The sequence below is a fragment of the Pseudomonas sp. NCIMB 10586 genome, from assembly GCF_023127895.1.
Lineage (GTDB): Bacteria > Pseudomonadota > Gammaproteobacteria > Pseudomonadales > Pseudomonadaceae > Aquipseudomonas > Aquipseudomonas synxantha_A.
In genome coordinates this window covers 1-22,754 of record NZ_SPKQ01000002.1, presented here as the reverse complement: position 1 = coordinate 22,754, position 22,754 = coordinate 1, and the positions used below count along the sequence as shown (strand labels likewise).

Sequence of the window (22,754 nt, the reverse complement as noted above, 5' to 3'; positions counted from 1 at the left end):
AGACATGATCAGTCTGCGCCGCCCTGCGGGCTGAGCCACCCGCGAACCCGCCGATACAACTGTTCCTGCTCTGCTGCACTATTGCCGGGCAACGCCGTGAGCGATACCTGCTTGTAACCGTCATTCTTCGAGCGCTTGGCCGCCTGGATACGCTCCTGCGCGTTTTTGCGTTCCTGGGGGGTGTCTTGATAAAACACATCCGCCGTGGGCACCTTCAAGCTCGGCGCCAGTTGTTGCAGGTCCGGTTGGCGAGCCGCCGGCGTCTTCCCGGCCACCATGATCAGCTTCTGCACCTGGGATGGTTGTTTTTCGCTCAGGTAACGTGCGGCCCACCAGGCGCCGGTGCCGTGGCCGAGCAGCACCACGCTGCGGGCGCTTTGGGTCTGGGCGAAGGCGACGGCGGCGTCGATGCGGTCGAAGATGCGCTTGGCGTCGGTCTTGTCCTGTTCATCCGCATCCGGCACCACCGCCGGATCAGTACCTTCGGCCTCGGCGCTGGCGGCCTGTTCGACAGGTTTGGCAGCCGTGCTGCCGTCCTTGCTGCTGGTGTCGACCGCAGCTTTTGGCGGTTCGATGACCCGTGGCGGCAAGGTGTCTACATTTACGTCCGGCAGTGACAGGCTCAAGGTGCCCCAGGCCGCATCCGGTAACTTGCGCCGCAAGGGGGCGATTGCTTGCGGCCAGTCGGCGTTCTCCCCGGCGCCCGGTACGATAATCACCACACCTTCGGCCTCTGCGCCGTTGGCGGGTTTCCAAAGGGCCAGGAACGAATCGCTACCGGCTTGCAGCTGTTGTTGTTCCGGTTGCGGAATCTGGCGCTCCAGAGCGCTGGCTTGCGACTGGCTGCGCTCGGGCAGAGGTTGGCGCTCAGCAGGTTTTTCGGCAGCGGGCGCGGGCGCGTCGGCGGCGTGAGCAGGCAGGGCGCTGGCACATAGTAGCGACAGGCACAACGTTGGCAGTGCCGAACGGTGGAGAAAAAGCATCGTTAATTTCCGGCCATAAGTGATGTGAGCAGCCTAATGGGTTGGTCAGTATTTGTCAGTGATGTGGGGCGTGGTTTTCTGCCAGCAGGTTATCGGCGATGACCATTCAACCAGTGAATGGCAGACAACACGCGATGGGCAGCTATTCTTGTGCCAGCCCATCATTCATAAGAGGCCGCGCACATGAGTACTTCCTCATTCAAGATCGCCCATAAACTGCTGACCGGCGCGGGCGCCATCGAGCAATTGGCCGCGGAACTGACCCGGCTGGACGTGGATAACCCGCTGATCGTTACTGATGCGGCCCTGGTCAAGTCTGGCACCGTGGCCCTGGCCCTCGAACAGCTGGGCGATCGTGCTTACGAAATCTTCGATCGCGTACTGCCCGACCCGGAAATCGCCATCGTTGAAGACTGCATGCGTGCGTACCGCGAAGGCGGGCATGACGGCCTCATTGGTGTGGGCGGCGGCAGTGCCATCGATATCGCCAAGAGCGTGGCGGCGTATGCCGGCTACCACGGTGCGCTGGCGGATTTGTTCGGGGTCGACCAGGTGCCGCGCAAGGGCCCGCCGCTGATCGCCATCCCGACCACGGCGGGCACCGGTTCGGAGGTGACCAATGTGGCGATCCTCTCCGACAAGGCCGCACAGCTGAAAAAAGGCATCGTCAGCGACTACCTGCTGCCGGATGTCGCGCTGATCAGCCCACAAATGACTCTGACCTGCCCGCGCAGTGTCACCGCGGCCAGTGGTGTGGACGCCTTGGTGCATGCCATTGAGTCCTATCTGTCACTGAACGCCTCGCCGATCACCGACGCCCTGGCCATCGGCGCCATCAAGCTGATTGCCAACGCGCTGCCCAAGGCTTACGCCAACCCGGCCAACCTGCAGGCCCGTGATGACATGGCGACCGCCAGCCTCATGGCCGGCATGGCATTCGGGAATGCCGGAGTCGGTGCCGTGCATGCGCTGGCTTACCCGCTGGGCGGGCGTTTCAATATTGCCCATGGTGTGAGCAATGCGCTGTTGCTGCCGTACGTCATGCATTGGAACAAGTTGGCCTGCGTCGAACGTATGCAGGATATTGCCCAAGCCATGGGCGTGAATGTGACGGGCTTGAGTGTCAGCGAGGCTGCCGACCGCGCGGTGGAGGCTATGACGCGACTGTGCGCCGCTGTCGAGATTCCCGCCGGGCTGCGCAGTTTCGGGGTGCCCGAAGACGCCATTGCGGCCATGGCCACGGAAGCTGCGGGCATTGAGCGTCTGATGCGCAATAACCCGCGTCAGCTCAGCGCGGCCGATATCGAGAAAATCTACCGGGCGGCTTACTAACCATTGAGGTAGGTCACGGTGCGCGCAGCAAAGCATGAGGTATACAATGCGCGCCATCGTGATTTAGCTCAAAAAAGGTGCGTCATGCAGCCCTTCGTCATTGCTCCATCGATTCTCTCCGCCGACTTCGCCCGCCTGGGTGAGGAAGTGGACAAGGTGTTGGCCGCGGGTGCCGACTTCGTGCACTTCGATGTCATGGACAACCACTACGTACCCAACCTGACCATAGGCCCGATGGTCTGCGCAGCGCTGCGCAAATACGGCATCACCGCGCCGATCGACGCCCACCTGATGGTCAGCCCCGTGGACCGCATCGTCGGTGACTTCATCGAGGCCGGCGCGACCTACATTACCTTCCACCCGGAAGCCACGCTGCACGTCGACCGCACCCTGCAACTGATCCGCGAAGGCGGCTGCAAGGCGGGCCTGGTGTTCAACCCAGCCACTCCGCTGAACGTGCTTGAGTACGTGATGGACAAGGTCGACATGGTGCTGCTGATGAGCGTCAACCCAGGTTTCGGCGGGCAGAAATTCATCCCGGGCACCCTGAACAAGCTGCGTGAAGCGCGAGCGCTGATCGACGCCTCAGGGCGCGATATCCGCCTGGAGATCGACGGCGGCGTCAACGTCAACAATATTCGTGAAATCGCTGCCGCCGGCGCCGATACCTTCGTGGCAGGCTCGGCGATCTTCAACGCACCGGACTACCAAGCCGTCATCGACACGATGCGTGCCGAACTGGCGCTGACGCGTCCATGAGCGGCTTCGAGCAGCTGTTCCCCGGCAAGCTGCCACGGCTGGTGATGTTCGATCTGGACGGTACGCTGATCGACTCGGTGCCTGACCTGGCAGCGGCGGTGGACCAGATGCTGCTCAAACTGGGGCGCAAGCCGGCGGGGATCGAGTCGGTGCGCGAGTGGGTCGGCAATGGCGCGCCGATGCTGGTGCGCCGGGCCCTGGCCAACAATATCGACGCTTCGGGTGTCGATGAGGTGGAAGCCGAGCACGCTCTGGAATTATTCAATGTCGCGTACGAAAACGGCCACGAACTCACCGTGGTCTACCCCGGCGTGCGTGACACTCTCAAATGGCTGAGCAAGCAGGGCGTGGAAATGGCCTTGATCACCAACAAGCCGGAGCGCTTTGTCGCGCCGCTGTTGGACCAGATGAAAATCGGCCGTTATTTTCGCTGGATCATCGGTGGCGATACCTTGCCGCAGAAAAAGCCTGACCCGGCTGCACTGTTCTTTGTGATGAAAATGGCGAATATCCCGGCGTCCCAGTCATTGTTTGTCGGCGATTCGCGCAGTGATGTACTGGCGGCAAAAGCTGCAGGCGTGCAGTGCGTAGCCTTGAGCTACGGCTACAACCACGGGCGCCCGATTGCCGAAGAGTCGCCGGCGCTGGTGATTGATGATCTGCGCCTGCTAATCCCCGGTTGCCTGGGAGCGGGCGCTGAGATAACGTTGCCCGACATTGATCCGTCCCCTTCTGGAAACGCCATCGTGGTGGTCACTCGCAAACTCTGGATGAAAGTCATCAAGGCCCTGGCCCGCTGGCGTTGGCGCGCCTGACTGATTCTCGCCGCGCTGCGGCACGTTTGCCTACCTGACCGTTTGACCCTCAAGCCACGAGGCTCCCCCATGATCCGTGAAGAATTCCTGCGTTTGGCCGCTGCCGGCTATAACCGTATTCCCCTGGCCTGCGAAACCCTGGCCGACTTCGACACGCCGTTGTCGATTTATCTGAAGCTTGCCGATGCGCCCAACTCTTACCTGCTCGAATCGGTACAGGGCGGCGAGAAATGGGGCCGTTACTCGATCATCGGCCTGCCATGCCGCACAGTGCTGCGCGTGCACGACCATCATGTCAGCATCACCCACGATGGCGTAGAGATTGAAAGCCATGACGTAGAAGACCCGCTGGCCTTCGTCGAAGCTTTCAAGGCGCGCTACAACGTACCGACCATTGCCGGCCTGCCGCGTTTCAATGGTGGCCTGGTGGGGTATTTCGGCTATGACTGCGTGCGCTATGTCGAAAAGCGTCTTGGGAAATGTCCGAACCCAGACCCATTGGGTGTGCCGGACATTTTGCTGATGGTCTCCGACGCAGTAGTGGTGTTCGACAACCTTGCCGGCAAGATGCATGCGATTGTCCTTGCCGACCCTGCTCAAGCGGATGCCTTCGAGCAAGGCCAGGCCAGTCTGCAGGCGCTGCTGGAAAAACTCCGCCAGCCGATCACCCCGCGTCGCGGCCTCGACCTGAGCCGCCCACCCGCGGCCGACCCGGTGTTTCGCTCCAGCTTTACGCAGGATGACTACGAGCGCGCAGTCGATACCATCAAGCAATACATCCTCGCCGGTGACTGCATGCAAGTGGTGCCGTCACAACGCATGTCCATCGACTTCAAGGCCGCGCCGATCGACCTGTATCGTGCGCTGCGGTGCTTCAACCCGACGCCGTATATGTACTTCTTCAACTTTGGCGACTTCCACGTGGTGGGCAGCTCGCCGGAAGTGCTGGTGCGCGTCGAAGATAACCTGATCACCGTACGCCCGATTGCCGGCACACGCCCACGTGGCGCGACCGAAGAGGCAGACTTGGCGCTGGAAGAAGACCTGCTCAGCGATGACAAGGAAATCGCCGAGCACCTGATGCTGATCGATCTGGGGCGCAATGATACCGGGCGTGTTTCAGAAATCGGTTCGGTGAAGTTGACCGAGAAGATGGTCATCGAGCGCTACTCCAACGTGATGCACATCGTGTCCAACGTGACTGGCGAACTGAAGGCCGGGCTGACGGCGATGGATGCACTGCGCGCGATTTTGCCGGCGGGCACCTTGTCGGGCGCACCGAAAATCCGTGCGATGGAAATCATCGACGAACTGGAGCCGGTCAAGCGTGGCGTGTATGGCGGTGCCGTCGGTTACTTCGCCTGGAACGGCAATATGGACACTGCGATCGCGATCCGCACCGCGGTGATCAAGGATGGCGAACTGCATGTACAGGCCGGTGGCGGGATTGTGGCGGACTCGGTGCCGGCCCTTGAGTGGGAAGAAACCTTGAACAAGCGCCGGGCGATGTTTCGTGCTGTGGCGCTGGCAGAGCAAACCCCACAAGACTAAAGCTGGAATAAAAAGTGTGGGAGCTGGCTTGCCCGCGATGGCGGTGTATCAGTCGAGATATTCAGTGACTGATCCACCGCCATCGCAGGCAAGCCAGCTCCCACATTTGTTTTGCGTGGTATTTAGAAATCCAGACTCACCCCCACATTGACCCCTTGCTGGGTCAGGTTGTCATCCTTCCTCACGTTATATGCCGCCCGCAACGCCAGCTCCTGAGTCAGTTTGTGGCTGACCCCAAGGCTCAAACGGTCAGAGTTGCTGCGAGGCGTGTAGCCGTCCAGCTTGAAGTCGATCCCCTGAACACTGTTGAGCGAAATGTTCACCTTCTGGGTGTCATTTTCGAACTCATGCTCGTGGGCCACTTCGCCAAATACCTGGGTTTGCGGGGTGATGCGGTAGCTACCTTGCAGGCCGACGCCCAGGCGCCTGGAGTCGCGTTGTTGGTCATCAAAGGTCAGTGCGGTGGAGCGACTGTTTTTCTCCGAGTAGCCATTCACTTCGACGCGTGCGTAATCGGCGCTGACGAAGGGTGACAGGTGCCAATCGCTACCCGGTGCAGCAAGGTCGTAACCCAAGCGAGCGCTCAAGGCCCAGAGCCAACCGTCGGTGTCGCCTTTCTCGGACGCTTCGTTGACGCCCAGGGCGAACTTGCGTTTGAGGCTGTCGAAGTCCAGCTTGCCACCCGTTAACGCGGCGTCGGCCCACCATTGATTGTGCTGATATTGCGCGAATGCCGTGCCCATGTAGCTGTTGAGCTTGTAGTCCGAGTCGCTGGCCCCGGCTTCGAGTGTTTGCCGGTACAGGCCGGCAGCAACGCCCACACGCCAATTGTCATCAAGCCGGTAGCTGCCACCGATATTCAGGTTATAGCCGCTGCCGTCACCACTGGCTGAACTGCTCTGATCATCGAAGTCCAGGCGCTGACCGCCGCCGGCCACGATTGCGCGCCATTGGCCGACGGCTTGCCAGTGGCCGTTGTCTGCTTGCCATTGGTTGCGTAGTTCGTCCTGATGGGCGCGCAACGTGCCTTGGGCCATTTCCGGCAGCAAGGTCAGCTCCCAGGGCGCTGCGAGCAGCGAGTAAGCATAGTCGGCGATCAGATGTTGCCCGGCTACGGTGGGGTGGACCGAGTCGTTATAGACCAGCTTGGTCGGGTCCGGGTTGGTACCGCCGATGCCATAGACCGGGTTGGCGGTGCAGCTGTTGCCGCTGAAGCAGGTGGCGGTCAGGTTTTGCCCGGTTGCGAGGCCGAAGCGCGCAGGATCGGCGAAGGCTTCGTTCAATAGCAGCGGGATGTTCAGTGGAATAACCTGGGCATCGATTTGCGACAGGCGCTGTACCAGCGATTGGTTGAAAATATTGCTCAGGGCAGAGGTCGCGGCCTGCTGTGGGGTGCCGTTGATGGCGGGCGTCAGCCCCAGGTCGGGCAGCATCCACACCATGATGTAACGCGCACCGGCTTGCTGCAGCACTTGGGCACTGTCGGCCAGTCTCCCGCCTGCGGCGACTGCTTGCGCGGGGCTGAGCACGCGGCCTTGAAGGAAGTCATTGCCACCACCGGAAAGGAAGTAGAGCGCGTTCGGGTCGGCTCGTCCGCCGTTAGCCGGTAGATAGCCCTGGCGACTGCGCAACACTGTGCCACCGCCAGGATTTCCGGGTGGGATCGCGGCGTTGGAGACCGAGGTAATAGAGTCCAGGATGTTATCGGTGCGGTAGCCACCGACCGCCCAGTTGCTTCCATCTGGCAAGCCTTGGGCCGCCCGAACCGGTGAGGTGGAGGCATTCAAGTCGTTGGGGGCCACACCCAGTTTGGTGCCCAACAGGGTTGATGAAACCAGGCCGTACTCACCCTGGAAGTTTGGACCTGTCCGGTTGGTAAAACGTAGTGTCGAGCCATTCGAACCATCGGGGAACTGGCCTGCATCGGCCAGGCTGTCGCCGAAAACCACCATGGCTGAATAAGGTGACGGGGCGGCAAAGGCTTGGGTGCAGGCCAGTGCCAAGAGGCAGCCGGCAAGGGGTGTGAAAAACGCTGGTTTGAGCATGAGAATTCCATTTGGTTGTTTTTATGCAGGAAACGAAACACTAGCAAAACTTCCGGCATTTTCTGTAGGGATATGCGGAATGCGCCTACGCAGGCCCCCGTATTTGCTGCTCCATATTGCACCGCTGGCGAGGCTACGTTACTGTGCCTGAACGTATGAATGAGACCCTCCCCGTGTTGATCATCAGCAAACTCTTGATGCGAGTAGTCAAGGCACACGCCCGTTGGCGTTGGCGCGCCTGACATTTTTCTCTGCCGGCCTGGCCGGACCTGTACCGATCTGCCTTCTTCACCCTGTGTCTGACGCCCCTTGCCGGCCAACCCCGGCAACCGGAACGTGCGTTTGGCAGCGGGTTACCCTTCTGAAAGGCGGTCATTTGAAATCAGTGAATTCAAGAGGTTTGAACCCACATGTTGCTGATGATTGATAACTACGATTCCTTTACCTACAACGTTGTGCAGTACCTGGGCGAGCTGGGCGCGGACGTCAAGGTGGTGCGCAATGATGAACTCACCGTTGCGCAAATCGCCGCCCTGAACCCTGAGCGCATTGTGGTTTCGCCTGGCCCTTGCACGCCGACCGAGGCGGGTATCTCGCTGGAAGCCATCCAGTATTTCGCCGGCAAGCTGCCGATCCTGGGCGTGTGCCTGGGTCACCAGTCCATTGGTCAGGCGTTTGGCGGCGATGTGGTGCGTGCGCGTCAGGTGATGCATGGCAAGACCAGCCCGGTGTTTCATAAGGACCTTGGTGTATTCCAAGGCCTGAACATGCCGGTGACGGTGACCCGTTACCACTCGCTGGTGGTCAAGCGTGACACCTTGCCTGAATGCCTGGAGCTGACCGCCTGGACCCAGTTGGAAGACGGTTCGGTCGACGAGATCATGGGCCTGCGTCACAAGACACTGAACATCGAAGGGGTGCAGTTTCACCCTGAATCAATCCTGACCGAGCAGGGCTACGAGCTGTTCGCCAACTTTCTCAAGCAGAGCGGCGGCACGCGCTAAGGACTTTTCATGGATATCAAGACTGCCCTGAGCCGTATCGTCGGCCATCTGGACCTGAGCACCGCTGAAATGAGCGATGTGATGCGCGAAATCATGACCGGTCAATGCACCGACGCGCAGATCGGCGCCTTTATGATGGCAATGCGCATGAAGAGCGAGAGCATCGACGAAATCGTCGGCGCGGTCTCGGTGATGCGCGAGCTGGCGGACAAGGTTGAGCTCAAGACCCTCGACGGCGTCGTCGATGTGGTCGGCACCGGCGGTGACGGTGCGAATATTTTCAACGTATCGACAGCGTCATCCTTCGTGGTGGCCGCCGCTGGTTGCACCGTTGCCAAGCACGGTAACCGCGCGGTGTCCGGCAAGAGCGGCAGTGCCGACTTGCTGGAAGCGGCCGGCATCTATCTGAACCTCACGCCTGTGCAAGTCGCGCGCTGTATCGACAGCGTTGGCATCGGCTTCATGTTTGCCCAATCTCATCACGGCGCCATGAAACACGCGGCCGGCCCGCGCAAGGACCTTGGCCTGCGTACCCTGTTCAACATGCTTGGCCCGCTTACGAATCCGGCCGGTGTGAAGCATCAGGTGGTGGGAGTGTTCAGCCAGGCGTTGTGCCGGCCGCTGGCCGAAGTCTTGCAACGCTTGGGCAGCAAGCATGTGCTGGTAGTGCATTCCAAAGACGGCCTGGACGAGTTCAGCCTGGCGGCGCCGACCTTTGTTGCAGAGCTGAAAAACGACGAGGTCACCGAATACTGGGTCGAGCCTGAAGACTTGGGCATGAAAAGCCAGAGTTTGCACGGCCTGGCAGTGGAGAGCCCGGCAGCTTCGCTGGAACTGATTCGCGATGCCCTGGGGCGTCGCAAAACCGAAAACGGCCAGAAAGCTGCGGAAATGATCGTTCTGAATGCTGGCGCGGCACTTTACGCAGCCGACCATGCCTATAGTCTTAAGGAAGGTGTCGCGTTGGCCCACGATGCGCTGCACACCGGTCTGGCTCGAGAGAAGCTCGAAGAGCTGGGTGCATTCACTGCCGTATTCAAGATGGAGAATGAGGGATGAGTGTGCCAACCGTTCTGGAAAAGATCCTGGCCCGCAAGGCCGAGGAAGTGGCCGAACGCCGCGCCCGTGTGAGCCTGGCTGAGCTTGAGGCGCAGGCTAAAACCGCTGATGCGCCGCGTGGCTTTGCCAATGCTCTGATCGCCCAGGCCAAGCTCAAGCAACCGGCAGTGATCGCCGAGGTCAAGAAAGCCTCGCCGAGCAAAGGCGTGATCCGCGAAAACTTCGTACCAGCTGAAATCGCCGTCAGCTATGAGAAGGGCGGGGCGACTTGTCTGTCTGTGTTGACCGATATCGACTACTTCCAGGGTTGCGACCTATTCCTGCAACAAGCTCGCGCGGCGTGCAAGTTGCCGGTGATCCGCAAGGATTTCATGGTTGACCCGTACCAGATCGTCGAAGCCCGTGCTCTGGGCGCCGACTGCGTATTGCTGATCGTCTCGGCGCTGGATGACGTGAAGATGGCGGAGTTGGCGGCCGTGGCCAAAAGTGTCGGCCTGGATGTGTTGGTTGAGGTGCATGACGGCGATGAGCTGGAGCGCGCATTGAAAACCCTCGACACCCCGCTGGTGGGGGTCAACAACCGTAACCTGCATACCTTTGAAGTCAGCCTGGAAAATACCCTGGATCTGTTGCCGCGTATTCCTCGCGACCGCCTGGTGATTACCGAGAGTGGCATCGTCAACCGTGCCGATGTGGAACTGATGGAAATCAGCGGCGTTTACTCATTCCTGGTGGGCGAGACATTTATGCGCGCCGAGAACCCGGGAGCAGAACTGCAGCGCCTGTTCTTTCCGGAGCGCGGTACGACGATCAGCAGTTCGACATTGGATTGATGTGAAATACGCTCGAAACTGTGGGAGCGGGCTTGCCTGCGATAGCGGCGGGTCAGCCAACCTCTGTGTAGCTGACACACCGCTATCGCAGGCAAGCCAGCTCCCATATTGGGTTTTGTGTTTATTCAGATAGGTAGGTGTTCGATGCTCCAGCCCGTGATCATGACTGTCGAAGCAGGCCTTGCCGCCGAGCAAGCCCTATTGGCAGCCGTTTGCGCGCATGAGCAGGAATTCGGGCTGCTGTTCTGGCAGCCCAGCGACCAAGCGCTGGTCATGCCGCGCCGTTTGAGCCGGCTGCCTGCCTTCGCGGCGGCGAGCCAAGTCTCGGCCGGTGCGGGTTGGCCGGTATTGCTGCGTGAAACCGGCGGTGAGCCGGTGCCGCAGTCCGGCGCCACGGTCAATATCGCCCTGGTCTATGCCCCGCCCCGTAGCGAAGGCGACCAAGGGCGCATCGAGACGGGTTATCAGCGCTTGTGCCAACCGATCTGTGATCTATTGATTGAATTGGGCGGCGATGCATCCGTCGGCGAAATTGACGGTGCCTTTTGCGACGGTCGTTACAACGTCAATCTCAATGGTCGCAAAATGGTGGGCACGGCCCAGCGTTGGCGACAAAGCGGTGGCCGCCCGGTCGGGTTGGTGCATGGGGCGATGTTGCTGGAGAATGATCGTGAGGAGTTGATTGCGGCGGTCAACCGCTTCAATCAAGCCCGTGGCTTGGAGCAGCGGGTTCGCGCCGAGAGCCATATCGCGCTGCACGAAGCCTTTCCGGCACCGGATGCGATCAATCGGCTCGATACCTTGTACCGTCAGATGCTGGCCAGCTTCCTGCCGGTTTAACGGGTGCCGAATACCACCATCGTCTTGCCTTTGACGTGTACCAGGTTGCGCTCTTCCAAGTCCTTGAGCACGCGGCCGACCATCTCCCTCGAACAACCGACAATGCGCCCGATCTCCTGGCGGGTGATCTTGATTTGCATGCCGTCGGGATGGGTCATGGCATCGGGTTGCTTGCACAACTCCAACAGGCAACGCGCCACACGACCGGTCACATCGAAGAACGCCAGGTCGCCGACCTTGCGCGTAGTGTCGCGCAGGCGCTGGGCGATCTGGCCGCTCAGGGCGTACAAGATATCCGGATCTTGCTGGGCCAATTCGCGAAATTTCGCATAGCTGATCTCGGCCACTTCGCACTCGACTTTGGTTCGGACCCAGGCGCTACGCTCCTGTTCTTTGCCTGCTTGTTCAAACAACCCCAGCTCTCCGAAGAAATCGCCGGTGTTGAGGTAGGCAATGATCATTTCGCGACCGTCTTCATCTTCGATCAGGATGGTGACTGAGCCCTTGATAATGAAAAACAGGGTTTCCGAGCGCTCGCCGGCGCAGATGATGTTGTGCTTGGCCGGATGACGCCGACGCTGACAATGCATCAACAGCTTGTCGAGGTTCTTGATCTTGGGTGTGGGAGTAAGAGCAACCATGGTTGTATCCCGAAAAGACTGCACGGTGTAAGTGGCGTTGTTTTTATCCAGCGGCATCGGCATTGATGCCGGCTGTAAGAATCATGGCAATGCGCCATTGATTTGGCGCCAGCTTACCAGACACATTCTGCCTCGATTAGCCAATTTAGCGGCAAACGCAGTCATTTATCGATTTTATCCGGGGTGCTGCTGTTTCAAGGGCCTGTGCTAAGCTGGCGCCCCTTTTTTAGCAGTGGAGTCTGGGCGATGAAGGCACGCATCCAATGGGCGGGCGAAGCCATGTTCCTCGGTGAGTCGGGCAGTGGCCATGTGGTGGTCATGGACGGTCCGCCGGAAGCCGGTGGCCGTAACCTGGGTGTACGCCCGATGGAAATGTTGCTGCTGGGTGTTGGCGGTTGCAGCAATTTTGATGTGGTCAGCATCTTGAAGAAGTCCCGCCAGGCAGTGGAAAGCTGCGAAGCCTTCCTGGAAGCCGAGCGCGCCACTGAAGACCCCAAGGTATTTACCAGGATCCATATGCATTTCGTGGTCAAGGGCCGGGCGTTGAAGGAAGCCCAGGTCAAGCGTGCAATCGAGCTGTCGGCCGAGAAGTATTGCTCGGCGTCGATCATGCTGGGTGCCGCGGGTGTGGCCATCACTCACGATTATGAAATCATCGAGTTGGGCTGATTGCGGTAATTGGCAAAAGAAAGGGCGCTTCGAGCGCCCTTTTTTGGGTTTAGATCCTGTAGGTACTTTTGGTCATGACCTTGGCTAAAACGCTCATGCCGAAGCGCACCGGTGCTGGAAAGCGGAAGCCGCCCGCGTCCAGCGCGCTATCTGCATGGTGTTCTTCATCGATGCGCATCTGCTCAAGGATGGCGCGGGACTTTTCATCTTCGGCCGGCAGTTGCTCAAGATGCTCATCCAGATGCTTGCACACCTGATGTTCTGTCGCGGCGACAAATCCGAGGCTGACTTTGTCGCTGATCAAACCAGCGGCGGCGCCGATACCAAATGACAAACCGTAAAACAGCGGGTTCAGCACGCTGGGGTGGCTGCCCAATTGGCGGATACGTTGTTCGCACCAGGCCAGGTGGTCGATCTCTTCCTCGGCCGCATGCTCCATCGCTGCACGTACCTGCGGCAATTTGGCAGTTAACGCCTGGCCTTGATACAGCGCCTGGGCACACACTTCGCCGGTGTGGTTGATGCGCATCAGGCCGGCGACATGGCGGGTGTCCGTTTCGCTCATCTGGGCATCGGGCTGTACGATGGCCGGTGACGGGCGGTACGGTTGGCCACTGAATGGCAACAGCGTGCGCATGGCCATATCGGCTTGCAGCAGCAGACGGTCAATCGGCGAGTAGTGACGTTGGGTAGTCATGCTGACCTCCGGGAAGAATCTCGGCGGCCAGTTTACCGCAAGAGAGGACGAAGCGTTTGCGCTGAGTCAATTTGACCCTGGGCACTCAACCCGGCGGCCAGTTCATCTGACGTTGACCCAGCACGTGCATATGGATGTGGTAGACAGTCTGCCCACCGTCTTCATTGCAGTTCATCACCACACGAAAGCCTTTTTCGCAGCCCTGTTCCACGGCCAGGCGCTGGGCGGTGAACAAAATATGGCCGGCCAGGGCTTTGTCTTCCTCGGTCAAGTCATTGAGGGTACGAATCGGCTTTTTCGGAATAACCAGAAAATGCACCGGCGCCTGTGGGGCGATATCGTGGAAGGCGAGGACTTGATCATCTTCATAGATAATCTTGGCGGGTATTTCTCGGTTGATGATCTTGGTGAACAGAGTATCCACAGCTGTTTCTCCAGGGTGAAAGTCTAGGTAAGTGTAATCAGGCGGTTAGCGTGGGCAATAGGCTTTATTGATGGCGCCGGCAATCTTGCGGGTCAGCCAGCGTGGACTGAAACGTGGGCTGAATGCCAGCCAGCGGTTGCGGCGCCCGGGAATGATGATGGCTTTGTTCTTTTCCAGCGCGCGTACGGTGTAGAGCGCGACTTCCTCCGGGCTCATTAGCTGCTGGCTGCGGTCGAGTTTTGCGGTGTCCATCTGCGCAGTGCCGAAGAACGCGGTGCGCGTAGGGCCGGGGCACAGCACTGAAACCTTGATGCCGCAGGTCTTCAGTTCTTCGCGCAAGCCCTCAGAGAAGTGCAATACATAAGCTTTGCTGGCGTAGTAGCTGCTCATCCACGGGCCTGGCTGAAAGGCGGCGATCGAAGCGACATTGAGTATCTGCCCGCCGCCTTGCAGCGCCATGGAGTTGCCGAGGGCATGGCACATACGGGTTAGCGCCAGGATGTTGACTTCGATCAGGTCTTGCTCGGTCATCCAGTCTTGGGCCAAAAATGGCCCGCTGGTGCCGATGCCTGCGCAGTTGACCAGCAGGTCGATCTGCCGCTCGCCTTCTTCGAGTTCCAGCAAAAAACCGGACAAACGCAGCGGCTCGCCCAAGTCGCAGGCACGAAACAACACCTCGACACCGAAGCGTTGGGTCAGTTCGATGGCAATGCTTTCCAACTGATCACGTTGACGGGCCACGAGAATCAGGCTGCGGCCGCGTCGAGCCAGCGCTTCGGCCAAAGCCAGGCCGATGCCGCTGGAGGCGCCGGTGATCAGAGCGTAACGGGTCATGCCTTTCTCCATCGCAACGTCGCCTGCCTGTGACAGTGGCGTCACAGGCAGGCGGGCGTTTCTTCACTGTTGCGTAGAGTCTACAGGTTCGGCTGCGTCGTCAGCACTTTGCTCTGCGGCCTCATCAGTGATGACGCTTTGATCGGCGCCTTCATCGGAGGTCATTGAGCTGCTTTCGTAGCTGCTGTCCATGTTGGCTTCAAGTTGATCCAGGTAGCCGTTCATGCCCAGGGTCAGGCCGATGATGAGCATCAATGGAATAAACGCCAGCCACAGCGAGGCCAGGATTTTCACCGCAGTAGAATTCGGTGGTGGCGGTGCGCCGTATTGGTTGGCACCCGCGTTCCCCGGCAATACCAGCAACAGGATAGGGAACACGCTATTGACCACTGGAACCAGGTTCAGCAAGTACAGCCAGCCAGACCAGCCCATATCGTGCAAGCGTTGCACACCGATTTGCACGCTCACGACTACCAGAGCAACAAACAGTGCGAAACCCAGTAGCGAGCCGAGGATGATGGCTATGGTTGGCGAGGCTGTCGCCACTGCGAAGCCGACGGTACTGATGATGCCTGCGGCTACCAGCAACGCGACGGTCAGCGCCAGTGTCCAGGCCAGATAACGCAGGCGCCCGATGCGCCCGTGGATGGTGAAGACCTTGAGTGTGGCGAACTCCGGCAAGTCATCGCCAACCGCTGCGCGTGGCGGGGCATAAGGCGAAGCTTCGGAGCGGGAAAAGTCGGAGCCAGGGGAGCTCGTCTCGTGGGTTTCAGCGAGGCTGAACGCCACGGGCTGTTCGGCTTCGATGCGTGCGTCGACCCCGGCGTTTTTCAATGCCGTCAGGTAGGTTTCGGCATCGGGGCGGGAAAGATCGCGTTTGAGCGCGACCGGGCGGCCGGTAAAGAGTTTTTCGATCGCCTCGACATCGCTCTTGAACAGCTCGGCGAGGTTCAGCTTGGCGGTGGTGCTTTCGACACCCGGAAGCAAGGCTCCGTCAAACACAATCTTGAAACGGTTGTCGCTCATGCGGGCATCCTTGTCACTTAATCAGGGAGGGTGTGCAGGCCCGTCCAATCGGCGGGCCGTGCAGTAGGTCAGCGTGGCCAGCGCAGTTGCGCGGCATGCTCGCGTGCTTTGCGGTATTCGGCATCCAGGCGGGCGACGAGTTCATCGACGCTGGGTAAATCATCGATTTCACCGACGCCCTGGCCCGCTGACCATACAGTTTTCCACGCTTTGGCCTCATCACTCAATGGTTTGAGCTTGGAACCGAAATTGACTTCACCTTTGCCTTGCAGCGCGGCGAGGTCGAAACCGGCATTTTCCAGGCTCTGGCGCATAAAGCTCGCAGGTACGCCGGAGACTGACGGAGTGTGCACGATGTCGGCGGCGCGCGATGTGAGCAGCATCTCTTTATAGGCATCTGGCGCGTGGCTTTCGGTAGTACCGATAAAGCGCGTGCCGAAATACGCCAAGTCGGCGCCCAGCAACTGGGCGGCGAGAATTTCGTGGCCGTGGTTGAGGCAACCGGCCAGCAGCAGGGTTTTATCAAAGAACTGGCGAATCTCGGCGATCAGAGCGAAGGGGCTCCAGGTGCCAGCGTGGCCACCGGCACCCGCGGCTACGGCAATCAGGCCATCGACGCCCGCCTCAGCGGCTTTCTCGGCATGTCGCCGGGTGGTGACGTCATGAAACACCAGGCCGCCGTAGCTGTGGACGGCATCGACCAGTTCCTTTACCGCGCCGAGGCTGGTGATGACGATGGGTACCTTGTGCTCTACGCAGATTGCCAGGTCTGCTTCCAACCGTGGGTTGCTGTTGTGCACGATCAGGTTCACAGCATAGGGAGCAGGGTTGTCCAACTGGGCCAAGCCCGCTTCGATTTCTTCCAGCCAGGCCCTGAAACCACTGCTTTCACGCTGGTTGAGCGCCGGGAAGCTGCCAACCACGCCATTACGACAGCAGGCCAGGACCAGTTGCGGATTGGAAATCAGAAACATCGGCGCCACCACGACGGGTAGGCGCAGATGTTGTTCCAGTAAAGCGGGCAGCGACATTGAAAGTTCCCCCGAGTAATTGAAACTAGAACGGTTTGACCACGACCAAAATTACGATAGCCAGCAATATCAGAACCGGCACTTCATTGAACCAGCGATAAAAGACATGGCTGCGGGTGTTTTCGCCACGGGCGAAGCGTTTTACCTGCGCTCCACACATATGGTGGTAGCCGATCAGCAGAACGACCAGGGTCAGTTTGGCGTGCATCCACGCGCCTGACTGGAAAATGCCGGGGTTGAGCGTCAGCATCCAGATACCGAAGACCAGTGTGGCAATCATCGCCGGTCCCATGATGCCGCGGTACAGTTTGCGCTCCATAACGCTGAAGCGCTCCTTGCTGACGCTGTCTTCGCTTTGGGCGTGGTAGACGAACAGGCGCGGCAGGTAGAACAGCCCGGCAAACCAGCAGACGATGCTGACGATGTGGAAGGCTTTGACCCATAGATAGAGCATTTTGGTTATTCCCAGGTTCACGGTAGCGAAGATAGTAGTGGCTCATGCGCCCGTACGTCACGTTGACGGTTGTCGCAGGACGATACGGCCCCTATTATCGACGGCTTTCCAGTGGGTTCGTTGAGGGCAGGTTTATGGTCAAGGTCGGTATCGTCGGCGGCACGGGTTACACCGGTGTCGAATTGCTGCGTCTGTTGGCTCAGCATCCGCAAGCTGAGGTGGCGGTCATCACTTCCCGATCCGAAGCTGGGCTGGCCGTGGCCGATATGTACCCGAACCTGCGAGGCCACTATGACGGCCTGGCGTTCAGCGTGCCGGACATCAAGACCCTGGGCGCGTGCGACGTGGTGTTCTTCGCCACGCCTCACGGTGTCGCCCATGCACTGGCCGGTGAGTTGCTGGCGGCCGGCACCAAGGTTATCGACTTGTCGGCCGACTTCCGCCTGCAGGACGCCGATGAGTGGGCCAAGTGGTACGGTCAGCCTCATGGAGCGCCGCAGTTGTTGGAGGAGGCGGTGTACGGCTTGCCGGAAGTCAATCGTGAGCAGATCAAGCAAGCACGCCTGATTGCGGTACCAGGTTGCTATCCGACGGCGACACAGTTGGGGTTCCTGCCATTGCTGGAAGCTGGCTTGGCGGATGCGTCGCGCCTGATCGCCGACTGCAAATCGGGCGTCAGCGGCGCTGGTCGTGGTGCGGCGGTGGGGTCTTTGTACTCCGAAACGTCGGAAAGCATGAAAGCCTATGCGGTAAAAGGCCATCGCCACTTGCCTGAAATCCGCCAGGGGTTGCGTCGCGCCGCGGGGAAGGATGTGGGGCTGACCTTTGTGCCGCACCTGGCGCCAATGATCCGTGGGATTCACTCCACGCTTTATGCAACCGTCACTGATCGCTCGGTCGACTTGCAGGCGCTGTTTGAAAAGCGTTATGCCAATGAGCCGTTCGTCGACGTGATGCCGGCGGGCAGCCACCCGGAGACTCGTAGTGTGCGTGGTGCCAATGTGTGCCGTATCGCCGTGCATCGTCCGCAGGATGGCGACCTGGTTGTGGTGCTGTCGGTGATCGACAACCTGGTCAAAGGCGCGTCGGGCCAGGCGGTGCAGAACATGAACATCCTGTTCGGTCTGGATGAGAAGTTGGGCCTGGCCCACGCGGGAATGTTGCCTTAACGCAGTCTGGTGGTTACGCAAAAGGCCCGGTGATCGGGCCTTTCGTGTTTTTATGGCGGCTGCACAGATTGATATACCGTAACAATAGTTGACCGCTTTTCTAGGAGAAGCGGATAATGCCGGTCATTACGCATATGGCGGCGCTACGCCGGGAGATTATCAGCATGAGCGTTGAATCCTTCACCCCCACGGCTTTGCAATTCACCCACGGTGCTGCGCACAAGGTGAAGAGCCTGGTCGATGAAGAGGGTAATGATCGCTTGAAGCTGCGCGTATTTGTTACGGGCGGCGGTTGTTCAGGGTTTCAGTACGGTTTTACCTTCGATGAAGATGTGGCCGATGACGACACCATCGTCGAGCGCGAGGGCGTCAGCCTGGTCGTGGATCCGATGAGCTTCCAATACCTGGCTGGTGCCGAGGTGGATTATCAGGAAGGTCTGGAAGGTTCGCGTTTCGTGATCAAGAACCCTAATGCCACCACGACCTGTGGCTGCGGATCTTCGTTCTCGATCTGATCGGTAGCGGATACAGAAACGCCGCTTGGCTTTTATGGGCCAAGCGGCGTTTTGCTGTCTGAAGCTAGTTTAGGCCGGGTAGATGGCGCCGAGCACCCGTAACCCACGGGCGCCGGTTACGCTAGGGCGGTTGGCGGCGATGCCTTCCAGGCAGCAGTGCGCCAGCCAGGCGAAGGCCATGGCTTCGACCCAGTCCGGGTCTACCCCGTAAGTGGCTGTGCTACTGACGTGAGTAGAAGGCAATAGCGCGGTCAGCCGATTCATCAGCATCGTGTTGTGCGCGCCGCCGCCGCAGATGAGCAACGCCTCAGTGCTCGTCTGTGCGCTTTGCAGAGATTCGACGATGGTGAGAGCCGTCAGCTCCAGCAGAGTGGCCTGCACGTCTTCGGGCTCAAAGACGGGCAACGGGCTCAGGTGCTGTTGCAGCCAGGCCAGATTGAACACTTCGCGACCTGTGCTTTTGGGGCCTTTGGTCAAGAAGAACGGGTCGCTGAGCAATGCGTTGAGTAGTTGAGGCTGAACCTTGCCGCTAGCGGCCCATTGCCCGTCGCGGTCGAAGTGTTCACCGCGCTGGTGGTGAATCCACGCATCCAGAAGAACATTCCCGGGACCGCAGTCGAAACCCGCTACAGGCTTGTTCGCCTCGATGAGGCTGAGGTTGCTGAACCCGCCGATATTCAACACTGCGCGATTGCCAGTGTGCTCGCCAAACAGAGCTTCATGAAACGCTGGAACCAGAGGGGCTCCCTGGCCTCCGGCGGCAACATCACGGCTGCGGAAGTCGCTGACTACGCTGATCCCTGTCAGCTCGGTGAGCAGGGCAGGGTTGCCGATCTGCACGGTAAAGCTTCGAGCGGGTTCATGGCGGATCGTTTGCCCATGGCTGCCAATTGCGCGGATGTCCTGAGGCTTGAAGCGGTTTTGCTCCAGCAAGGCCCGGATGCCTTGCGCGGCGAGTGTTACCCACTGTTGCTGGGCGATTGCCGAGCGGGCGATTTCATCCGGGCCGCTGGCGCACAGGCTCAGAAGTTCAGCCCGCAAGGTGTCTGGCATCGGGATGTAGTGCGTGGCGATCAGCTTGATCGCCGCACCTTGCTCGATAAGGGCGATATCCAGTCCATCAAGGCTGGTTCCGGACATCACACCGATATAGAGCGGCATACCTTAACGCTTCGCCGAAGCCAGCAAGGTGGAGCGCTCTTGATCCATCCGTGCCATCAACGGCTGGCTCTGTTGCATGAAGCGTGCGCGTTCGGCCTTGGCGATCGGATCGGCCATTGGCAGTTTTTGACCCAGGGGGTCGACGTGTACGCCGTTGACCTGGAACTCATAATGCAAGTGCGGTCCGGTGGACAGGCCGGTGGTGCCGATGTAGCCGATCACTTGACCTTGCTTCACGTTGCCGCCGGTTTTGACGCCCTTGGCGAACCCTTGCATGTGGCCGTATAGCGTACGGTAAGTGTTGCCGTGCTGGATGATCACCGTATTGCCGTAACCACCCCGGCGCCCCGCCAGCAGTACCTTGCCGTCGCCCGCCGCCTTGATGGGTGTGCCACGCGGAGCGGCATAGTCCACACCCTTGTGTGCGCGAATTTTGTTCAGAATTGGATGCTTGCGGCCCATGGAGAAACGCGAGCTAATACGGGCGAAGTCCACGGGCGTACGGATGAAGGCCTTGCGCATGCTATTGCCGTCGGCCGTGTAATAGCTGCTATTGCCTTGTTTGTTTGTGTAGCGAACGGCTGTGTAGGTTTTGCCGCGGTTGGTGAAGCGCGCAGAAAGAATATTGCCAGTGCCCACCACTTTGCCGTTGGCCACTTTCTGTTCGTAGATCACATCGAATTCGTCGCCCTGGCGGATGTCCTGAGCGAAGTCGATGTCATAGCCAAATACGCTGGCCATGTCCATGGTCATGCTGTGGGACAAGCCGGCTCGGGCAGCCGATTGTGACAAGGAGCTGTTGATCACCCCGTGTACGTAGGCGGAACGCATAACCGGCTTGGTGGTGATGCGGTTGAAGGCGAAGCCTTTGGCACCTTTGCTCAGGCTGATGCTTTCCAGGTCGCTGAGGCTGGTGTGCAGGTTGTTCAACTGGCCGTCTGGCGTCAGTTCAAATTCAAGCTTCTGGCCGCGTTTGAGCTGGGTGAATTGCTTGGCTTGCTTATCGCTGGCCAGCACTTCATTCACAGCGGTGGCAGGCAGCCCAACCTTTTCGAACAGGGTGGATAGCGTGTCGCCTTTGCCCACGATGACTTCGCGATGCTGGGGATTCTTTGCGGCAGCTGCCGCAGGTGCTTCCTGGGCGGCTTGCTGGGTGTCTTCGGGAGCGCTTTCGATCTGTGCGAAAGGTGATTCAGTTGCAGTGTTTGTGGCTTGTTGGGCGTCGGAAGCGTCTTGATCTTGTGTCAGTTGTTCAACTGGGCTTTCCAGATCAAGGCTCAGGGATGTTCGTTTGGCTTCTACGTCACTGGAAGGGAATACCAGCAGTGCCAGGCTGAGAAGGGCGGCGATACCACTTGCGGCGAGCAGGTGGGTCTTCGGGTAAAGCGGCGGCGCTTTAGACGGTTCAGTGGTCATAGGTAATTTGACTTTGAAGATGAAATGGAAAAGATGAATGACATGATGAAGATGAAATAACTGTATAAAATATAACCAAATCATCTGTGGCGCAAGCTCGCGAATGCTGGGCTCGCTGAACGGTGTCCGTGCGCAGGGCAAAACTTGTAATTAGTCCCTGATCTTGTATGGTTGGTTCCCTTTTGAATCTGAGCCTTGCGGGTCTGTTATGAAGTCGGTTGAAGAGCAGCTAGCGCTGATAAAACGTGGTGCGGAAGAACTGTTGGTTGAGGCTGAGCTGATCGAAAAGCTTAAGCGTGGCCAGCCCCTGCGTATCAAGGCTGGCTTTGATCCGACTGCGCCGGATCTGCACCTTGGTCATACCGTGCTTATTAATAAGCTGCGTCAGTTCCAGGAGCTGGGCCATCAAGTCATCTTTCTTATCGGTGACTTCACGGGAATGATCGGTGATCCCAGCGGCAAGAGTGCTACGCGCCCGCCGCTGACTCGTGAGCAGGTTCTCGATAATGCCGAGACCTACAAGACCCAAGTGTTCAAGATCCTTGATCCGACCAAGACCGAGGTGGCATTCAACTCCACCTGGATGGACAAGATGGGGCCGGCAGACTTTATTCGCCTGACCTCCCAGTACACCGTGGCACGTATGCTCGAGCGCGATGACTTCGACAAGCGCTACTCCACCAATCAGCCGATCGCGATTCATGAGTTCCTCTACCCATTGGTCCAGGGGTATGACTCGGTGGCTCTGCGTGCGGATGTTGAGTTGGGCGGTACCGATCAGAAGTTCAACCTGCTGATGGGGCGTGAGTTGCAGCGCGCATACGGTCAGGAGGCTCAGTGCATTCTGACTATGCCGTTGCTGGAAGGATTGGATGGCGTCAAGAAGATGTCCAAGTCCCTGGGTAACTATGTCGGTATCCAGGAGGCGCCGGGCGTAATGTACGGCAAGCTGGTTTCCATCCCTGATGCGTTGATGTGGCGTTACTTCGAACTGTTGAGTTTCCGCTCGATGGACGAAATCAATGCGTTGCGTGCGGACGTAGAGGCAGGCGCCAATCCGCGTGATGTGAAGATCAAGCTGGCTGAGGAGATTGTCGCGCGCTTCCATGGCGAAGAGGCTGCTGCCAGTGCGCATCGTGCAGCTGGTAACCGTATGAAGGATGGTGAGCTGCCGGACGATCTGCCGGAGATTGAACTGACCGCTGCCGAGGCTATGCCGATTGCGGCTGTCCTTAATAAGGCGGGCTTGGTGAAGAACTCGGCGGTCGCTCGTGATCTCTTGGGGTCGGGTGGTGTACGTATAGATGGTGAAGTGGTTGATCGCACATTTATGTATGAGCTGGGCGCCACTCACGTTTGTCAGGCGGGTAAGAAGGCGTTTGCGCGAATTACGCTCAAATCCGAATAAGTCTGAAATTAGATGTTGACGGCGAATTATATCTGTCTATAATTCGCCCCACTTCCGGCGCAGTCGAAACGGAAAACTCCTTGGTAAA

Annotated in this window: 23 protein-coding genes; 12 read left to right on the top strand and 11 right to left on the bottom strand. The window is 59.1% G+C overall.

Annotated features, from left to right (window positions below):
- Positions 1-8: 8 nt before the first annotated feature.
- A complete protein-coding gene (locus E4P01_RS00400; RefSeq protein WP_032879192.1) occupies positions 9-983 on the bottom strand; it encodes an alpha/beta hydrolase family protein in 975 nt (324 codons plus the stop codon).
- 183 nt (positions 984-1,166) lie between these two features.
- Here E4P01_RS00400 and E4P01_RS00395 point away from each other — a divergent pair, with 183 nt between their 5' ends.
- The 4 genes from E4P01_RS00395 (at position 1,167) to trpE (ending at position 5,440) form a co-directional block, all read left to right on the top strand.
- The gene (locus E4P01_RS00395) at positions 1,167-2,315 is read left to right on the top strand and encodes an iron-containing alcohol dehydrogenase (RefSeq protein ID WP_078822473.1); all 1,149 of its coding nucleotides are present in this window, start codon (positions 1,167-1,169) and stop codon (positions 2,313-2,315) included.
- An 84-nt stretch (positions 2,316-2,399) separates the two neighbouring features.
- Positions 2,400-3,074: a ribulose-phosphate 3-epimerase gene (rpe, locus tag E4P01_RS00390; protein WP_078822472.1), complete on the top strand. Its 675-nt coding sequence runs from the start codon at positions 2,400-2,402 to the stop codon at positions 3,072-3,074.
- Positions 3,071-3,889: a phosphoglycolate phosphatase gene (locus E4P01_RS00385; protein WP_005792030.1), complete on the top strand. Its 819-nt coding sequence runs from the start codon at positions 3,071-3,073 to the stop codon at positions 3,887-3,889. Before rpe ends, E4P01_RS00385 begins: the two co-directional genes overlap by 4 nt.
- A gap of 69 nt (positions 3,890-3,958) precedes the next feature.
- Complete coding sequence (gene trpE, locus E4P01_RS00380; RefSeq protein ID WP_005792028.1) at positions 3,959-5,440, top strand: anthranilate synthase component I; 1,482 nt, start codon at positions 3,959-3,961, stop codon at positions 5,438-5,440.
- A gap of 122 nt (positions 5,441-5,562) precedes the next feature.
- Here the strand turns inward: trpE and estP are convergent, their stop codons facing one another.
- Positions 5,563-7,485: an esterase EstP gene (gene estP, locus E4P01_RS00375; protein WP_078822471.1), complete on the bottom strand. Its 1,923-nt coding sequence runs from the start codon at positions 7,483-7,485 to the stop codon at positions 5,563-5,565.
- A 410-nt stretch (positions 7,486-7,895) separates the two neighbouring features.
- Between estP and E4P01_RS00370 the strand changes: the two genes are divergently transcribed.
- The 4 genes from E4P01_RS00370 to E4P01_RS00355 all read left to right on the top strand — a co-directional run bounded on the left by E4P01_RS00370 (position 7,896) and on the right by E4P01_RS00355 (position 11,221).
- A complete protein-coding gene (locus E4P01_RS00370; RefSeq protein WP_032879198.1) occupies positions 7,896-8,489 on the top strand; it encodes an aminodeoxychorismate/anthranilate synthase component II in 594 nt (197 codons plus the stop codon).
- 9 nt (positions 8,490-8,498) lie between these two features.
- Positions 8,499-9,548, top strand: a complete 1,050-nt coding sequence (gene trpD, locus E4P01_RS00365; protein WP_003194694.1) for an anthranilate phosphoribosyltransferase — start codon at positions 8,499-8,501, stop codon at positions 9,546-9,548.
- Positions 9,545-10,381: an indole-3-glycerol phosphate synthase TrpC gene (gene trpC, locus E4P01_RS00360; RefSeq protein WP_032879200.1), complete on the top strand. Its 837-nt coding sequence runs from the start codon at positions 9,545-9,547 to the stop codon at positions 10,379-10,381. Before trpD ends, trpC begins: the two co-directional genes overlap by 4 nt.
- Positions 10,382-10,525: 144 nt before the next feature.
- Positions 10,526-11,221, top strand: a complete 696-nt coding sequence (locus E4P01_RS00355; RefSeq protein WP_216090382.1) for a lipoate--protein ligase family protein — start codon at positions 10,526-10,528, stop codon at positions 11,219-11,221.
- On the opposite strand, the gene crp is transcribed toward E4P01_RS00355, so the two are convergent.
- The gene (crp, locus tag E4P01_RS00350) at positions 11,218-11,862 is read right to left on the bottom strand and encodes a cAMP-activated global transcriptional regulator CRP (protein ID WP_103735280.1); all 645 of its coding nucleotides are present in this window, start codon (positions 11,860-11,862) and stop codon (positions 11,218-11,220) included. The two genes, E4P01_RS00355 and crp, sit on opposite strands and share 4 nt — an antisense overlap.
- Positions 11,863-12,108: 246 nt before the next feature.
- Between crp and E4P01_RS00345 the strand changes: the two genes are divergently transcribed.
- A complete protein-coding gene (locus tag E4P01_RS00345; RefSeq protein ID WP_003210947.1) occupies positions 12,109-12,531 on the top strand; it encodes an OsmC family protein in 423 nt (140 codons plus the stop codon).
- Between the two features lie 49 nt (positions 12,532-12,580).
- Here the strand turns inward: E4P01_RS00345 and coq7 are convergent, their stop codons facing one another.
- From coq7 to hemJ, 6 genes are all read right to left on the bottom strand, one after another.
- Entirely contained in the window at positions 12,581-13,228 is a 648-nt protein-coding gene (coq7, locus tag E4P01_RS00340; protein WP_005792017.1) for a 2-polyprenyl-3-methyl-6-methoxy-1,4-benzoquinone monooxygenase, read from the bottom strand.
- A gap of 85 nt (positions 13,229-13,313) precedes the next feature.
- Entirely contained in the window at positions 13,314-13,652 is a 339-nt protein-coding gene (locus E4P01_RS00335; protein ID WP_005792015.1) for a histidine triad nucleotide-binding protein, read from the bottom strand.
- Between the two features lie 45 nt (positions 13,653-13,697).
- Positions 13,698-14,486, bottom strand: a complete 789-nt coding sequence (locus E4P01_RS00330; RefSeq protein ID WP_032879204.1) for an SDR family oxidoreductase — start codon at positions 14,484-14,486, stop codon at positions 13,698-13,700.
- Between the two features lie 63 nt (positions 14,487-14,549).
- Positions 14,550-15,512, bottom strand: a complete 963-nt coding sequence (locus E4P01_RS00325; RefSeq protein WP_032879205.1) for a DUF805 domain-containing protein — start codon at positions 15,510-15,512, stop codon at positions 14,550-14,552.
- Positions 15,513-15,580: 68 nt separating this feature from the next.
- Positions 15,581-16,543 carry a nitronate monooxygenase family protein gene (locus E4P01_RS00320; RefSeq protein WP_216090381.1) on the bottom strand — a complete coding sequence of 321 codons (963 nt, stop codon included), beginning with the start codon at positions 16,541-16,543 and terminating at the stop codon, positions 15,581-15,583.
- A gap of 25 nt (positions 16,544-16,568) precedes the next feature.
- Positions 16,569-16,997 carry a protoporphyrinogen oxidase HemJ gene (hemJ, locus tag E4P01_RS00315; protein WP_032879206.1) on the bottom strand — a complete coding sequence of 143 codons (429 nt, stop codon included), beginning with the start codon at positions 16,995-16,997 and terminating at the stop codon, positions 16,569-16,571.
- Between the two features lie 134 nt (positions 16,998-17,131).
- On the opposite strand from hemJ, the gene argC reads away from it, so the two are divergent.
- Together argC and erpA are read left to right on the top strand one after the other, a co-directional pair.
- A complete protein-coding gene (argC, locus tag E4P01_RS00310; RefSeq protein WP_078822468.1) occupies positions 17,132-18,166 on the top strand; it encodes an N-acetyl-gamma-glutamyl-phosphate reductase in 1,035 nt (344 codons plus the stop codon).
- Between the two features lie 164 nt (positions 18,167-18,330).
- Positions 18,331-18,681 (top strand): iron-sulfur cluster insertion protein ErpA, encoded by a 351-nt coding sequence (erpA, locus tag E4P01_RS00305; protein WP_003176443.1) that lies wholly within the window; start codon positions 18,331-18,333, stop codon positions 18,679-18,681.
- A 69-nt stretch (positions 18,682-18,750) separates the two neighbouring features.
- On the opposite strand, the gene E4P01_RS00300 is transcribed toward erpA, so the two are convergent.
- The gene (locus tag E4P01_RS00300) at positions 18,751-19,842 is read right to left on the bottom strand and encodes an anhydro-N-acetylmuramic acid kinase (protein ID WP_078822467.1); all 1,092 of its coding nucleotides are present in this window, start codon (positions 19,840-19,842) and stop codon (positions 18,751-18,753) included.
- A 3-nt stretch (positions 19,843-19,845) separates the two neighbouring features.
- On the bottom strand, positions 19,846-21,258 hold the full coding sequence (locus tag E4P01_RS00295) for a peptidoglycan DD-metalloendopeptidase family protein (RefSeq protein WP_005792000.1): 1,413 nt from the start codon (positions 21,256-21,258) through the stop codon (positions 19,846-19,848).
- Positions 21,259-21,466: 208 nt separating this feature from the next.
- Between E4P01_RS00295 and tyrS the strand changes: the two genes are divergently transcribed.
- On the top strand, positions 21,467-22,666 hold the full coding sequence (gene tyrS / locus E4P01_RS00290; RefSeq protein WP_078822466.1) for a tyrosine--tRNA ligase: 1,200 nt from the start codon (positions 21,467-21,469) through the stop codon (positions 22,664-22,666).
- The last annotated feature ends 88 nt before the right edge of the window (positions 22,667-22,754 follow it).